The organism is Arthrobacter sp. CC3 (genome assembly GCF_039907775.1).
In the GTDB taxonomy this organism is placed as follows: domain Bacteria; phylum Actinomycetota; class Actinomycetes; order Actinomycetales; family Micrococcaceae; genus Arthrobacter.
The window spans coordinates 1-13,865 of sequence record NZ_JARCCY010000049.1 but is presented as its reverse complement, the minus strand read 5'-3'; the positions used below and the strand labels follow the sequence as shown (position 1 = coordinate 13,865).

At 65.5% G+C, this 13,865-nt stretch carries 13 protein-coding genes and 1 riboswitch; of the genes, 11 read left to right on the top strand and 2 right to left on the bottom strand.

All coding sequences use genetic code 11. The features are described from left to right. Positions 1-22: 22 nt before the first annotated feature. The 6 genes from PV761_RS20890 (at position 23) to PV761_RS20865 (ending at position 8,833) form a co-directional block, all read left to right on the top strand. A complete protein-coding gene (locus PV761_RS20890; RefSeq protein WP_347899532.1) occupies positions 23-877 on the top strand; it encodes a multicopper oxidase domain-containing protein in 855 nt (284 codons plus the stop codon). After that, positions 874-2,136 carry a ZIP family metal transporter gene (locus PV761_RS20885; protein WP_347899531.1) on the top strand — a complete coding sequence of 421 codons (1,263 nt, stop codon included), beginning with the start codon at positions 874-876 and terminating at the stop codon, positions 2,134-2,136. The genes PV761_RS20890 and PV761_RS20885 overlap by 4 nt, the downstream gene beginning before the upstream one ends. Positions 2,137-2,284: 148 nt before the next feature. Continuing rightward, on the top strand, positions 2,285-2,923 hold the full coding sequence (locus tag PV761_RS20880; protein WP_347899530.1) for a hypothetical protein: 639 nt from the start codon (positions 2,285-2,287) through the stop codon (positions 2,921-2,923). Positions 2,924-3,367: 444 nt separating this feature from the next. Continuing rightward, positions 3,368-3,583, top strand: a riboswitch (cyclic di-AMP (ydaO/yuaA leader). Between the two features lie 4 nt (positions 3,584-3,587). Beyond that, a complete protein-coding gene (locus PV761_RS20875) occupies positions 3,588-4,412 on the top strand; it encodes a peptidoglycan DD-metalloendopeptidase family protein (protein WP_347886657.1) in 825 nt (274 codons plus the stop codon). Positions 4,413-5,397: 985 nt separating this feature from the next. Beyond that, complete coding sequence (locus PV761_RS20870) at positions 5,398-6,021, top strand: isoprenylcysteine carboxylmethyltransferase family protein (RefSeq protein ID WP_347899529.1); 624 nt, start codon at positions 5,398-5,400, stop codon at positions 6,019-6,021. A gap of 496 nt (positions 6,022-6,517) precedes the next feature. After that, complete coding sequence (locus PV761_RS20865; protein ID WP_347899528.1) at positions 6,518-8,833, top strand: bifunctional SulP family inorganic anion transporter/carbonic anhydrase; 2,316 nt, start codon at positions 6,518-6,520, stop codon at positions 8,831-8,833. A gap of 287 nt (positions 8,834-9,120) precedes the next feature. Here the strand turns inward: PV761_RS20865 and PV761_RS20860 are convergent, their stop codons facing one another. Further along, the gene (locus PV761_RS20860) at positions 9,121-9,426 is read right to left on the bottom strand and encodes a DUF3817 domain-containing protein (protein WP_347899527.1); all 306 of its coding nucleotides are present in this window, start codon (positions 9,424-9,426) and stop codon (positions 9,121-9,123) included. Positions 9,427-10,014: 588 nt separating this feature from the next. On the opposite strand from PV761_RS20860, the gene PV761_RS20855 reads away from it, so the two are divergent. From PV761_RS20855 to PV761_RS20835, 5 genes are all read left to right on the top strand, one after another. Continuing rightward, positions 10,015-10,245, top strand: coding sequence for a hypothetical protein (locus PV761_RS20855; protein WP_347899526.1), 231 nt, complete (start codon positions 10,015-10,017; stop codon positions 10,243-10,245). Further along, the gene (locus PV761_RS20850) at positions 10,242-10,463 is read left to right on the top strand and encodes a hypothetical protein (protein WP_347899525.1); all 222 of its coding nucleotides are present in this window, start codon (positions 10,242-10,244) and stop codon (positions 10,461-10,463) included. Before PV761_RS20855 ends, PV761_RS20850 begins: the two co-directional genes overlap by 4 nt. A gap of 149 nt (positions 10,464-10,612) precedes the next feature. Continuing rightward, on the top strand, positions 10,613-11,536 hold the full coding sequence (locus tag PV761_RS20845; RefSeq protein WP_347899524.1) for a sialidase family protein: 924 nt from the start codon (positions 10,613-10,615) through the stop codon (positions 11,534-11,536). 178 nt (positions 11,537-11,714) lie between these two features. Beyond that, complete coding sequence (locus tag PV761_RS20840) at positions 11,715-12,095, top strand: BlaI/MecI/CopY family transcriptional regulator (protein WP_347899523.1); 381 nt, start codon at positions 11,715-11,717, stop codon at positions 12,093-12,095. A gap of 11 nt (positions 12,096-12,106) precedes the next feature. Beyond that, the gene (locus PV761_RS20835) at positions 12,107-13,060 is read left to right on the top strand and encodes a M56 family metallopeptidase (protein WP_347899522.1); all 954 of its coding nucleotides are present in this window, start codon (positions 12,107-12,109) and stop codon (positions 13,058-13,060) included. An 82-nt stretch (positions 13,061-13,142) separates the two neighbouring features. On the opposite strand, the gene PV761_RS20830 is transcribed toward PV761_RS20835, so the two are convergent. After that, entirely contained in the window at positions 13,143-13,367 is a 225-nt protein-coding gene (locus PV761_RS20830) for a hypothetical protein (RefSeq protein WP_347899521.1), read from the bottom strand. Positions 13,368-13,865: the final 498 nt, after the last annotated feature.

Below are 13,865 nucleotides of genomic sequence, written 5' to 3'. Positions count from 1 at the left end.
ATTCCCCACCGGATCGGTGCCCGTGGAACGGGCAGGGATTGACCCTTCGTCCATCCTGCGGGACTTTGACCGCGGCAAAACCAGCACCCTGCCGGACGGGCGGACCCTGCGGGAGTGGGACATCGTGGCGGTGGACAAGGATTTCGAGATCGCTCCGGGGGTGACGTTTCCGGGCTGGAGCTATAACGGCCGGATCCCCGGACCCTCGCTCTGGGCCCGGGAAGGCGATGCGCTGCGGATCAACTTCACCAACGCCGGGGCGCACCCGCACACGATGCATTTCCACGGTGTCCACAGGGCCGAAATGGACGGCACTCCGGGAATCGGCCCAGGGTCCATTTCCCCTGGGCAGAGCTTCACTTACGAGTTCGATGCGACCCCGTTTGGCACGCACCTGTACCACTGCCACCAGTCACCGCTGGCCCCGCATATCGCCAAAGGCCTCTACGGGGCCTTCATTATCGAACCCAAGGAGGGCCGGCCCAAGGCCGATGACGAGATGGTGATGGTCATGAACGGCTACAACACCGACGGCGGGGACGACAACGAGTTCTACTCCGTCAACGGCTTGCCTTTCCACTTCATGGACTACCCGGTCCAGGTCAAACAGAACGAACTGGTGCGGATCCACCTGATCAACGTGCTGGAATACGACCCGATCAACTCGTTCCACGTCCACGGGAACTTCTTCCATTACTACCCCACCGGGACCATGCTGACACCGAGCGAATACACTGACACCATCTCCCAGGTTCAGGGCCAGCGCGGCATGCTTGAGGTGCGCTTCCCGTATCCGGGCAAGTACATGTTCCACGCGCACAAGACCGAATTCGCCGAACTGGGCTGGATGGGCTTCTTCGAGGTGAGCGCATCATGACACGCACCCACACCACACCGGCCGCACCGGCATCAACGTCAGCGCCGGCATCCACGTCAACAGATCAGACAGTCGTCCGGCGGCCGAAACCCCGGTGGCTGCTCGGTCTCGGACCCCTGGTCCTGATAGCCGTCCTCCTGGGCCTGTTTTCCCTGCTGAACGGCCCGGGCCTGTCCCGGCTCGGCCAGGGAGTTCCACCCAAGGAAGAAGTGGCGGTGGAGGACGTCCGGCTGACCCCGGGCCAGATCATCATCACTGTCCGCAACGAAGGCCCGGACCCGGTGGCCATCGCCCAGGTCAACGTCTCGGACTACTACGCAGCCTTCACCCAGACCACCGAGACCATGGCCCCGCTGCAGACCAGCACCATCACCGTCAGCTACCACTGGGTGGACGGGGACCCCTACGAGATCGCCCTGGTGACCTCCATCGGGGGCAAGATCCCCGCCGCCATCGACGCCGCCGCGCTGAGCCCCGAACGCGACGGCTCCTTTTTCGGCCTGATGGCACTGCTCGGCGTCTACGTCGGAGTCATCCCGGTGGCGCTGGGAATGCTCTGGATGCCTTTCGTCCGGCGCTCCTCCGCCGCCTGGGTGCGCGGACTGCTCGGCGTCACCGTCGGGCTGCTGGCCTTCCTGACCTTCGACGCCACCCTTGAGGCCTTTGATCTCGTCGCCGGCACCAGCGCCTTCGGCGGACCCCTCGTCGTGATCCTGGGGGCGCTGCTGTCCTACCTGGTGCTGGAGGCGACCGACGCCTGGATGCGCCGGCACCAGGACCTGCACACCACAGGGGAGCCCGCCGCACTTTCGCCGCGCAGGCTGGCACTACTGATCGCCGTCGGCATCGGGCTGCACAACCTCGGAGAGGGCCTTGCCATCGGCTCGGCCTACGCCGTGGGCTCCTTGGCCCTGGGCGCCTCCCTGATCATCGGCTTCGCCATCCACAACACCACCGAAGGCCTTGCCATCGTCACCCCCATGGCCCGAACAAGACCCTCCCTTGCCCGCCTCGCCGTCCTGGGCCTGATCGCCGGCGCCCCTGCCGTGCTCGGGGCACTGATCGGCTCCACCGTGTACCAGCCCACCCTGGGCGCATTCCTCCTCGGTCTCGGCGCCGGGGCCGTCGGCCAGGTCGCTGTCAAGCTCCTGCCAATGCTCAAGGACCCCGAAGGAAAGACCTTCACGCCGCTGACCGCCGGGGGAATCGTGGCAGGCCTGGCCGTCATGTTCGGCACCGGCCTGCTCGTCGTGGCCTGAAACCGGCCAAACCCGTGCCGGCGGAGGCCCGTGCCATGCCACCTGGCCATGGCAGCCGTTGAGACAGTAGGGATCCATCCGGCCGGTCCCGACCTGTTCGATCAGGTTGTTGTCCTGATGGATCAAGCTGGCGCGGGATAATGAGGCCATGGCCAAGACTCCCGCCCAGCGCATCAAAAAACACGGCAGCAAAGCCACGGTCCCCGCCCACCAACTGCCTCCTGTGATCAACTCCACAACCAGCCGGTCGCCGCAAAAGGCGCAAGGTAACAGCAACCTGATCGTTGTTGCCGGCGTCGTAGCCAGCCTTTTCTTGTTCTGGTACCTGCACTTGCTCACGCTGAACCAGATGACGCAGTTGTCCGGCGGTCTCGCGATGCCGGATTCCCTTGTGGGCGGCTTTTCCACCGAGTATGTTGGGCAGCTGCGCGCTGCCATGGACGATGACGCCCGCGGGCAGCTCGGCTACGTCCACAAAACCGCGGGGACGCTGTTTCCTCTCATTTTCGGCTTCAGTTGGCTCCTGCTGATCGGCACGAACGTGGCCGTCAAGACCGTGCGTTGGGCGTTGTGGATGGCGCCGATACTCTTCGTCATCATCCGACTGTGGGCCAACGCTGCCGTTGACGCCGCCCTTGCTCCTGCCACGCCCGATGCCAGCGCGGTGGCTGCGGCGTCAGCCCTCACGGTCGGGGGCTGGGTGCTTCTCTTCCTGAGCCTGATGGCGGGAGGGGCGGCGGTGTTCCTGGGACGCCGGGACGCCCGGCGGAGGCCCAGGCTGCCCTGACGATCCGCTGTTCCCAGCGGAGAATGTGAAGGTTTCCACACGAACGAACCGCGGGTGAAGTCAGTATTGCCGGTCTCATGTGGTTCGGACGGGCCCTCTGGGACCAACGAAAGAATCAAGTCCGACGTCAGAGCTTCCGCAGCCGCCGCCACATGGGTCAAAGGCGGCAGACGGCATCAAAGGCGACGGGCCGATAGTGGTCAAGGCCAAATGATGGCGTTCCGAATCCTTAACCATATTTAAGCGACGATGAGCAGCATGGTGGCGCACGGGATGGGCGAGACCCCGACTCCTCCAGTTGCGCTGACCCGGCGCACGTAATGCCGTGACGCCCCTTCCGCAAAGATAACGGAACGATTACGGTCCGATTAGTCAGCTATAGTTGAGCCTGAAGCATCGATACCAAAGCGTTACCTGATCCGGAGCCAGGCTCTGCCAGCGGATCAGGTGCACGAGTCACCAACTGGCAGAGGCGGAGGAACCATAACCGGCAGTCGCAGGACTGCCTTGGGGTGAAGTCCGTCAGCAGCAAGCCCTCATCGAGCTAAAAATCCTTCCGGGGACATCTCTGCGCAGAGTGCTTGTTACGGCGGACCGGGTCTTTGAACTCTCTGACCCGAATCCGACAGCTAACTTCGCAGGCTTACCCGGAGAGGAAAAAATCTTGGCCAGGCAATACTCCAGGGGCCGCCGACGCGCGACAGGCCCCGCTTCGGCGCGCCGGGCGACCGAGGTGTTTACCGCGGACAGGCCCCGCGATCCGCAGCGCGAAGCACGCCGTCGCCGGGGACCCTTCCGCCAGATCACTGATTTCGCCGCCTCCAGCGGTATCGGCCAGAAGGCCGGCATCGCGTTGGCAGCAACGGGCCTGGCACTCACCGTGACTGTTCCGGTGACCGGCCCTGTGATGGCCGCCCAGGAACCCGTTCAGGCCGCGTCCGCCGTTTCCACCGCCCCACAGCCTGAAATTTCCGCGGCGCCGGGAGCTCGAATCGACTTCAGCCGCTCCCCGGTAGCCACGAAGGCGGACCCGGACGGCAAGCTGAAACAACTGCTCAGTGCCCAGTCGGCCGGTGCCATCACCCGCGCAGCCTCCGCTGGAACTCTTGGCGCTCCGCTCGCTGCGATGACCACAGTTTCGCCGTTCGGGCTCCGGGTCAGTCCCATCACAGGCGGTTCAGGAGATTTCCATCGGGGACAGGACCTCGTCGCCCAGTGCGGCACTTCCGTCCTGGCCGCTGCCGCAGGTACCGTCACCTTCGCAAGTTGGGACCAGTATGGCGGAGGGAACCGCGTGGTCGTGGATCACGGCAACGGCCTGAAAACCACATACAACCACCTGTCTTCCTTCAACGTGACCAAGGGGCAGGCAGTATCCCGGGGAGACGTGGTGGCCTTCAGTGGGACCACGGGCGCCTCCACCGGCTGCCACCTCCACTTCGAGGTTGAAGTCAACGGGAAAGTTGTCGACCCCACCGGCTGGCTCTAAATTCAACTGATAGCGGGCTCCGCGCAAGCTTGCTCGCAGCGGCGGCCGGCTTCCATGCAGATACGCCAATGCTCGTGCATGCGATTCGCACTCGTCCGGGAGTCCGTGCAGACGGTCTGACAGGCTTTCAGGACGGCCCTGGTGATGTCCGATTTCGTAGCCGGTGTGCCGGGACAAGATATTCCCGGTAATGCCGCAGATGTAGGCGCTGCATATGGCCCAGTGCACTCGCTGCACGTCAGAGGTAGCCGGGATGGCCGTGCGCCTGAGCTGCCGGCACTCCTGACGCTGGAAGAAGTGGAAATGATCACTGAGTTCGGCGCAGTCCACGTTCCCGGAAAACCCGGGTCGTCCTGACGGCCACAGTCCGGGCTGGTGCGCGGCTCTACCGTGGAGCGTCGGGATCTGATGCGATCTCTGGCGCTGGCTCCTGGCGATGAGGGCAAAAGTTGCCGCTGATGCGAACGGAGAGATGCCCTGCAGCCGGACGGACTCCGGGCCGGGATCACCGAAGCTGGGGCGCTTTCGCACAGGACCTAGCGGTCCAACGCCGAGCCCGTGCCGAGCATCTTTCCGCCACGCCGATGGCATGCTGGGCGGGGTCGGCCCGCTACCCGCCGCCTCCAGGCCTCGGGCCGAATTTCGTCACACGCCAATCATGTCCCCTGGAAGCTTCGCGTTTATACCGGCGATCGGTAGCGCAAGCGAGGGGATCCAGGCCGGCGCAGAAGTGAAAGATGTACGCCGCCATCTCTGATCTCCGAAGTACGGTCGAGGCCCGGTCCGGGGCGCGTCTGGTCACTCACCAAAGGTCATCGAAGCCGGGCTGGGCAGAACAGCTTACGCAGTGTCAGCAATCTGGAAATTGCCGGAGGCGGATGCGTCCGGGCCGCTGGATCGCCAAAAAGTTATGGTATAAAGCCTAGGCGGCAGGAAGCGATTCGATAATGTTGATGAACCGGGTAGTGACGAGGGGTGATGGGTGATGGCTGTCGCTGCTCTCATCCTCACCGGAGTTTTTGCCCTGCTCGACGTCGCGCGCCACGTGATCCAGCGTCACCGCACGGGCGACGCCGGGATCCGGCAGTTCTCGGTCGGGCCTGGATCCCTGCAATGGTGGGCGCACTGGGGCATGGAATTCGGCACCCTGATCACGGGCGTGGCCGCGCCTATCGCAGACCTGACCGGACTCGCGCCGCTCGAGGTTCTGGACCACCCGGTGGCTCGCGGTGTCGGCACGGCACTTGCCGTGCTCGGCATCCTGGCTACCTTCGCCGCCCAACTTGCGATGGGAGCATCCTGGCGTATCGGTGTGGACGAAACCGAGCGAACCGTCCTGGTCACTTGGGGCCCGTTCCGGCTCGTCCGCAACCCGATCTTCAGTGCCGTGTTCCTGGCGTTCCTGGGCCTGACGCTGATGGTGCCCAACGTGGTCGCGGTCGCCGGGTTCGCCGCCATCCTTGTCGGCACCCAGATGCAGGTGCGCCGGGTGGAAGAGCCATACCTGCGCCGTACGCATGGCACCGCATATACCGACTACGCCTCACGGGTGGGCCGATTCCTGCCCGGCATCGGACGGCTGCGGTCTGATCAGCGGAATGAGCGTTGATGTCTGGCACGGGACGGCAGTCTGTAACCCCGGCAGGCAGCTGATGCCGTCCACCCGGGACCGCGCACCGCTTCAGCTGCCGACGCCACCTGCTACTTAGAGGAAAGCACCGAGGAAAATCACTGTTCCCGTGAAGGGCAACCGTGGCATCCGCGCACAAGAACCCGACCCTCATATGGTCGCCTCGGGATATGTAGCTGTCTTCGACAAGGACAGCCTGCACGCCGGCCAACCGAATCTAGCCCCGCCCGCCGCGCTGGGCCAATGACGAGGACGGAAACCATGAGGAGTGGGGCAGAATTCGCGCAGCACTTTGAGAAGCTCAAGGTAGGAAATCGCCTCCTGCGGCAGCCGCCCCATCTGCAGATCTCCGGCTCTTCCAGGTCGACGAGACGCACTATCCGTCTCAGCAAACACTCAGGCCCCGGACATCACCCTGTTACCTTGCCGTTATACGTTGTTGAGGACCGATGCTTCCCCTCCGTAGAAGGAAATCATGGCCTTATCGTCTGACCTGTCCGATACCGTCGACCCGTCCGCCGTCGCGCCGCCCCCGGGCGCTCCACCCAGGGGCGCGGCCCCGCGCGGGAGGAGGACGTTCCTACACGGCTTCAGGGACGATGCCCCGGCCTCGCTGGTTGTCTTCCTGGTGGCGCTGCCGCTGTCCCTGGGCATCGCCGCGGCCTCGGGAGCTCCGGTCATGGCCGGTCTCATCGCTGCTGCGGTCGGCGGGATCGTTGCCGGCGCCCTGGGTGGCTCGCCGCTTCAGGTGAGCGGGCCGGCGGCCGGCCTGACGGTCGTCGTTGCCGGACTCGTGGACGAGTTCGGCTGGGCCGCGACGTGCGCGATCACGGCCGCCGCCGGTGTGGTGCAGCTGCTGCTGGGCTTCAGCCGGGTGGGGCGGGTGGCACTGGCCGTCTCCCCGGTGGTCGTCCGGGCGATGCTCGCGGGTATCGGCGTCACCATTGTCCTGCAACAGCTCCAGGTCCTGCTCGGTTCCAAGCCAGCAGGGTCACCGGTGGAAAACCTTGCCCGGCTTCCCGAGGCTGTCACCGGGGTCGAACTGCACTCTGCCGTGCTGGGCCTGCTGGTCATCGGGCTGCTCGTTGCATGGAAGCATCTGCCGCCGGCCGTGCGGAAGGTCCCGGGGCCCCTGGCCGCCGTCGTCGCCGGCACCGCAGTCTCGATAGCGTTCGCGCCCGGGATTGAACGGATCACCGTCTCCGGGTCCGTGTTCGATGCCGTGGCCTTGCCGGAGCTGCCCGAGGGAAGTTGGGCGACGGCGGGCATGGCGGTCATTTCGGTGGCGCTCATTGCCAGCATCGAATCGCTGCTGTCCGCGGTAGCCGTGGACAAGATGCACAGTGGTACCCGCACCAACCTCAACCGGGAACTCGTGGGCCAGGGCTCGGCCAACCTTGTGTCCGGGATGCTCGGCGGCCTCCCCGTTACCGGGGTGATCGTGCGCAGCGCAACCAATGTGGAAGCGGGCGCCAGGACCCGGAAGTCCGCAGTGCTGCACGGTGTCTGGGTCCTGCTGTTCTCCGCGCTGTTCGCCGGACTGATCCAATTGATCCCGCTGGCCGTCCTGGCCGGGCTACTGATCGTTATCGGCGCCCGCCTGATCAAGATCGCGGACATCAGGACAAGCCTGCGCACCGGAGAGATCTGGGTCTACGCCGTGACGCTTTTGTGCGTTATCTTCCTTAACCTCCTGGAGGGCGTCACTATCGGCCTGGGCCTCGCCGCCGTGTTCGTGTTGTGGCGTGTCCTTCGCGTCACCATCCAGGTCCTGCCGCCCAAGCCGGGCCCTGACGGTATGTGGCGCGTCGGGATCGCCGGTTCCTGCAGTTTCTTCGCGCTTCCCCGGTTGAACCGGGTGCTGCACTCGATCCCCGAAGGCATGGACGTGCTGGTGGAACTCGGCGCGGACTATCTCGACCATGCCTTCCACGAGGCCCTGCTCGCCTGGAAGAAACAGCACACCGCGACCGGGGGCACGGTCCGTCTCGAGGAGCACGGAAACACGGTGTTCCGGGACGCGGCAGGCAACACTCCCCAACATCAGGAGGCCCTGGAACTCCCGCTGCCGCCCAGGGCCAACTGGCAGTCCGGCAACGTGGACGACGTCGAGCAGTTGGGACTGCGGTCCATCCTTCTTGGCGTCGACAAATACCACCGCCGGCACGCGGACAAAGTACTCCCGCACGTGAAGGATCTCGCAGACGGCCAGAACCCAGACACCCTGTTCATCGCCTGCGTAGACTCACGGGTCAACCCCAACCTGATCACCAGCAGCGGCCCGGGCGACTTGCTAACCCTGCGCAACATCGGCAACGTGGTCTGCAGGCCCAGCGAAGACACCTCCATCGAATCCGCTCTGTCATTTGCAGTCACCGGGCTCGGCGTGGAATCCATCGTGATCTGCGGCCACTCCAACTGCGGAGCCATGAAGGCCGTCATCGCAGATGCCGAATCCGGCACCGGGCCGGATGCCTCCGGCCTGGGCCAGGCCTTCAGCTCCTGGCTCGAACACGCCCGTCCCAGCCACCGTGCATACCTGGACGGGCATCCGGTGGCAGCCGCTGCAGCAGCGGCGGGCTTCGGACGCCTGGATCAGCTGGGGATGGTCAACGTGGCCGTGCAGTTGCGCAAACTGGAAGACCACCCGCTGGTGGGACCCGCACTGGCAGAAGGCCAACTGCAGGCCACGGGGCTCTTCTTCGACATCGCAACAGCCCGGGTGATCCTGGTCACCGCGGACGGAATCCAGCACCTCGACCAGCCAGCCGGGCAGTCCCTGAGGATTTAGCACCGCCCACGTCTCTTGGTCTGAGGACCCGTAGGCCATCCCGCTCCCGGGATGGCCTACGGGTCCGGCGAAACGATTTTGGGCCCGGCCGGCGACCGGCACTCAGCCGATCCCTGATTTACACGTTCGATACCTGCACTACGGGCGACCCCACCGAAAACCGGCGAGAGAACAAGCCGTTTCGGCCGCGGTCTGCATCGATTCGCATCGCATCGGGCAGCCTGCCAATGACCTGAGCTGAACACGTTCTCGGCTGGCGCGTGCTGAGCGACCGAGGGTTTGGCGGACTACGGGACGGGTGTGGGGACCCTTCGCGCGCCCAGATCCGTTCGTCGGGCAACCCAAAAGCCGCCCGTCGGCAGTCCGGAATCTACAAGAACAATGGCCAGCACCCGGCCGGTCCACTGATTTTTCCGCCACAGGAACAGGGCCAGAAGTACGTAGGCGACGAACAGCGCACCGTGCACAGGGCCCAAGAGTTGAACTCCGCCCGCCTGCCCTATCCCGTACTTCACGATCGTTGCCAGGATAAGCAGCAGCCATGACACAGCTTCAGCCACGGCCAACACTCGGAATACACGCAGAAAGTCCATGGGACCAAAAGTTAGCAGCCTTGGCTGGGAGAATGCCGGGGAGCGTTCTGATCCGATCCGCCAGCATGACCCGTACCACTGCCGCGTCAAAGTCCGGGACTACATGCCCGCGCTGCCCGCGGGCTCCGGCGGAAGTATGGCCTACCGTGACCATCGGACGGCCGCTTCGCGTTACGGCGCCGGGGCGGTTCGCTGTAACGGGTAATAAGTCGGTGCACGAAAGCCATCACCTGAGCTGTGATGGCGCCCTTGCCGCAAGCTGACGCCTGGCGCTTCGCCGCACCCAGGTTAGGCGCCTCGTCGCTGGGTCGCCAGGGGTGGCTTTCAGCGGCTGTTGGCCGGCGCACGGTTTGCTTATTACTATGAGCCTTAGTAGATAAGGAAGACGGCGGCGCCAATGCGCTCACGGACAAGGATATCTACCGTCGGCAACGACGCTTCGTTGCTTTCGGTCGTAGCTTCAACAGGCACTGCGCTTGCTGTCGGCACGGGGCGGATGCACGAGCAGATGATGAACGGCATGCCGGACATGGCCGGCGGCCGACCGGAAGCCCTCAGACACCTACCTGAGAATTATGGAGGCTTACTATGAGTGAAGTGCTTCTTCCCTTGGCTCTGCTGGCATGCCCGCTGACCATGGGGCTGATGATGTGGTTCATGATGCGTGGTGGTAAAGACAGCTCGGAGCCGTCCCCGCCAGCTGACAACGACGCCGAACTGGCAAAACTCCGTGCCCAAGTTGACCAACTGCGCGCGGCCCAGCGGGAAGCCGCAGGCACCACCGTGGAGCCGCCTGCCACAGCTGACGGATTCCGATGAGCGGGCTTGTGCTCGCCGCGGCAGTCCTTGTGGCATCGCTGGCCCTGACGTACTTCTTCTGTCTGCGTCCGATGCGCCGGGGCCGGTGCGCCATGGCGCCCAAGGCCCAGGCCTACGGACATTCCACCGCTCCGGTGGATCGCGAGGCTGAAATCGCCCGCCTGCGCGACGAGATCGCGGCGCTGCAGGCGGCAACCCCGACCCGCGAATCCCGCTGACCGCCATAGTGACCTGACGGCGGAAGACCGAAGCCCGGCAATGGCTGACTTATCTGGTGCTGCCGCCGCGGTCTGCCTCTGCCCGCACACCATTCGACCCGGACAGGCCATCCATCCGGCATCTGCCCCCAAACTGCAAGGATCTATACGTGCCTACTGCATCCAAACCCACTGCCATCAAGAAACCCCAGCCGAAAACTTCCAAATCCGGGCGCAGGATCAGCCGACGCTGGGTGGCCATCGCCACCGCCGCGGTGATCGCTCTCGGCGCCGGGATAGGTTTCTTTCTGGCCACGAGCGGTGGGTCCAGGGATGGGACGACGGCCGCGGTAAAGCCGTATGTGGGCGGGGACCTGCACGTGCTGACAGCCCTCGGGGACCGGCTTTATGTCGGCGGGCACGACGGCGGGGCGGTCTCCAGCGACAACGGCAGGACCTGGACGCAGCTGGCCTCGTTGAAGGGTGCGGATCCGATGGGTGCGGCAGCCAGCGGGGACTCGACGCTTATCGGGGGGCACCCCGGCCTGTTCCGGTCCACGGACGGGACCACCTTCAGCAAGGTCACGGGCCAGGGCGGGCTGGGGGATGTCCACGCCCTTGGCGGTGCCGGAGGCACCGTCTACGCCGGAACCGCGGCGCGGGGGTTGCTGGCCAGCAACGACGGCGGGGCGAGCTGGGAGGCGCGTAACGCGGAGGCCGGCAGGATGTTCATGGGGGTGATCCTGGTCGATCCCGCCGACCCGCAGCGGCTGATTGCCCCTGATATGTCGGCCGGCCTTGTGGCCAGCGCCGACGGCGGCGTTACCTGGAAGCCGCTGGGCGGTCCGGGCGGGGCGATGGCGGCAGCATGGGACCCGACCAACACTGGACGGCTGCTTGCCGTCGGCATGGCCGAAAGCGCCATGAGCAACGACGGCGGTAAGACCTGGACCCCCTTGACGATGCCCCAGGGCGCAGCCGCGGCGACGTTCTCCCCGGACGGCACAACAATCTATGCCGCGGCGCCCGCAGGCACGACCGCTGCCGTCTTCGCCAGTACCGACCAGGGACAGACCTGGAAGGCTCTTAACTGAGTCCCGACCGCCAACGTACGGACGCTGCTTTAGAGCTGCTGGTTGTGGATGCAGGATCAGGTCTGTAGTCCGCTTCAGCTGTCCTATCCGCCGAGTCCTCAGCGTTAGAGGCCTGGGGGATTACTATGGAACATAGTTGAGTCCGGCCGCTCCGGCCGGACACGGAGAGGCGCGGGTTGTGGCACATCGGCTAGGGGAACTGGAACAGCTGGTGATGGACCGGATCTGGTCCCGGGACCATCCCGTTGCCGTGCGCGAGGTCCTCGAAGACTTGCAGCGCGAACGGGTCCTGGCCTACACGACAGTGATGACCGTGATGGACAACCTGCGCCGCAAGGGCGTGCTGACGCGGAAAAAGGCCGGACGGGCCTTCCTTTACCGCCCTGCGCAGACCCGCGAACAGCACGCGGCCGCCTTCATGGGCGAGGTCCTGGCCGGCAGCCGTGACCGGCAAGTGACGCTGCTGCACTTCCTGGAACAGATACCCCCGCATGAGGCGGCCCGACTGCGCGAGGCGCTGGACGCGCGCCGTCCGGAAGGGGACGAGGCCGGCCGATGATTGCTCCGGTGATGCTGATTCTTCTTGGGCTGATGCTGGCGCTGCTGGGCCCTGTCGTGCTGCGGCGGAGCAGCTGGCTGGAGCGTTGCCCGCGGATAGGCATTGCCGCCTGGCAGGCTCTGAGCTTCTCGCTGGTGTCAACAGTCATACTCGCCGGTGCGGCACTGGCAGTTCCGGTCGTGCCGTGGACCACGGATCTGGCGGAACTCGTCCGGGCCTGCGCGATGGCACTGGTTGAGCAGTATTCCACTCCGGGCGGCGCCGTCGTGAGTACTACCGGCATCGTAGCCGTTCTCGCCCTGCTTGCCAGGGTCGGATACAGCGCGGCCAGGGGCCTGAGAGCCGCAGCCAGTACCAGAAGCCGGCAGCTGCAGTCCCTGGCGTTGATCGCCCGTCCCCACCGTGACGTGGACGCGCTTGTGGTCGAACACCAGGCCGCGGCCGCGTACTGCCTTCCCGGCCGGGGCGGCAGGATTGTTTTGACCAGCGCCGCCCTGGCGGCCCTGGACCGCGGTCAGCTCGACGCCGTGATGGCCCACGAACGGGCACACCTGCGTGGACGCCACCACCTCATTCTTGCAGCGGCCGATGCCCTGCTGCACGCCTTCCCGGGCGTGGCGGCCTTCCGCGAGGCCCGGAGCGCCCTGGGGCGGCTGGTGGAGATGCTTGCCGACGACGACGCCGCCCGGTGCGCCGACCGCCTGACAGTGGCCACGGCCCTGGTGCGGATGGCCGAGCACGGCGTGACCCCCGCGGCAGCGCTCGGAGCCGGGGACGAATCCGCGCTGAGCCGCGTCCGCCGTCTCGTCGCACCTGCCCCGCCACTGGGGGCAGGGCGGACCCTTGTGGCAACGCTGGCAACCGGGGCATTGCTGGCTCTGCCGATGTTCTTCGCGGTCGTCCCCGCATCCGCGGCCGGGGCGATGCCGCCCTGCCCTGCCGATGGCATCGCAAGAGCGACATGACCTGGACCGGTCATGCTTTCCCGCGTTTAGGCGGGGCCCGGCATGGGCGGGCAGCAGGAGCCGAGCCCGCAAGTTTATCCCGTCAGGACGTAATGGACAGGAAAATGACCGCGCCCAGGATGAGTGAGCACGCCAGGATGGTCACGGTCCTTCCCTTCCGGATGCGGGGGTCCACACGCAGGGGGAAGAGCAGCTGCCGGCCCAGGGTGTAGACCATAATGGATCCGAGGAACACCAGGCCCGGGAGCCGCGGCGGGCCTGCCAGCATGAAGGGCAGCGTCCCGATCCCGATCGTCAGCGCTGTCATTCTTGGCATCATGATGGATCTGGCCGTCAGCCGCCTGCGCGGCAAACTTCCGGAGGAAATCGGCAAGCGGGCCTCTGACGACGCTGACCTCAATATGGGGTGGCGACAAGAGGGAGTCGAACATCAACAGCCCAGGGAGTAGCCGCCCTCCACGGGAGCGGAAAACCAGCGGCCCGTACGGCCTACTGCCGTGCCGACCGCAGTGCAGAGCAAGGCGCCAGCCCGCCACGGACGTGAGGCAGGGGCCAAACAAACGGCGACCACGGACCCAAGATGATCGCCGGACGCACCGAAAGAGCCGGTGCATGAACGACGCGCGAGAATTCACCACCGGCCCACCACGACAGAAATCGTAAGGTTGCAAGCACGTCCGATACAGCTGCCAGTCATTTCAGCCCGGCATTGGAGTCGCCAGAAGGTACTAGTAGTACTTTGTTAGGTTGGCGGGGCGTGTTGGCAGTAGGGGCAGCGGCGGAGCTGTCGGATGAGGATCCGTTG

Bases quoted from the DNA above. Each gene is read 5' to 3' on its own strand.
- PV761_RS20885 (WP_347899531.1), top strand. From the start codon at position 874: ATGACACGCACCCACACCACACCGGCCGCACCGGCATCAACGTCAGCG.
- PV761_RS20880 (WP_347899530.1), top strand. From the start codon at position 2,285: ATGGCCAAGACTCCCGCCCAGCGCATCAAAAAACACGGCAGCAAAGCC.
- PV761_RS20870 (WP_347899529.1), top strand. From the start codon at position 5,398: ATGGCTGTCGCTGCTCTCATCCTCACCGGAGTTTTTGCCCTGCTCGAC.
- PV761_RS20865 (WP_347899528.1), top strand. From the start codon at position 6,518: ATGGCCTTATCGTCTGACCTGTCCGATACCGTCGACCCGTCCGCCGTC.
- PV761_RS20860 (WP_347899527.1), bottom strand. From the start codon at position 9,426: ATGGACTTTCTGCGTGTATTCCGAGTGTTGGCCGTGGCTGAAGCTGTG.
- PV761_RS20855 (WP_347899526.1), top strand. From the start codon at position 10,015: ATGAGTGAAGTGCTTCTTCCCTTGGCTCTGCTGGCATGCCCGCTGACC.
- PV761_RS20850 (WP_347899525.1), top strand. From the start codon at position 10,242: ATGAGCGGGCTTGTGCTCGCCGCGGCAGTCCTTGTGGCATCGCTGGCC.
- PV761_RS20835 (WP_347899522.1), top strand. From the start codon at position 12,107: ATGCTGATTCTTCTTGGGCTGATGCTGGCGCTGCTGGGCCCTGTCGTG.
- PV761_RS20830 (WP_347899521.1), bottom strand. From the start codon at position 13,367: ATGACAGCGCTGACGATCGGGATCGGGACGCTGCCCTTCATGCTGGCA.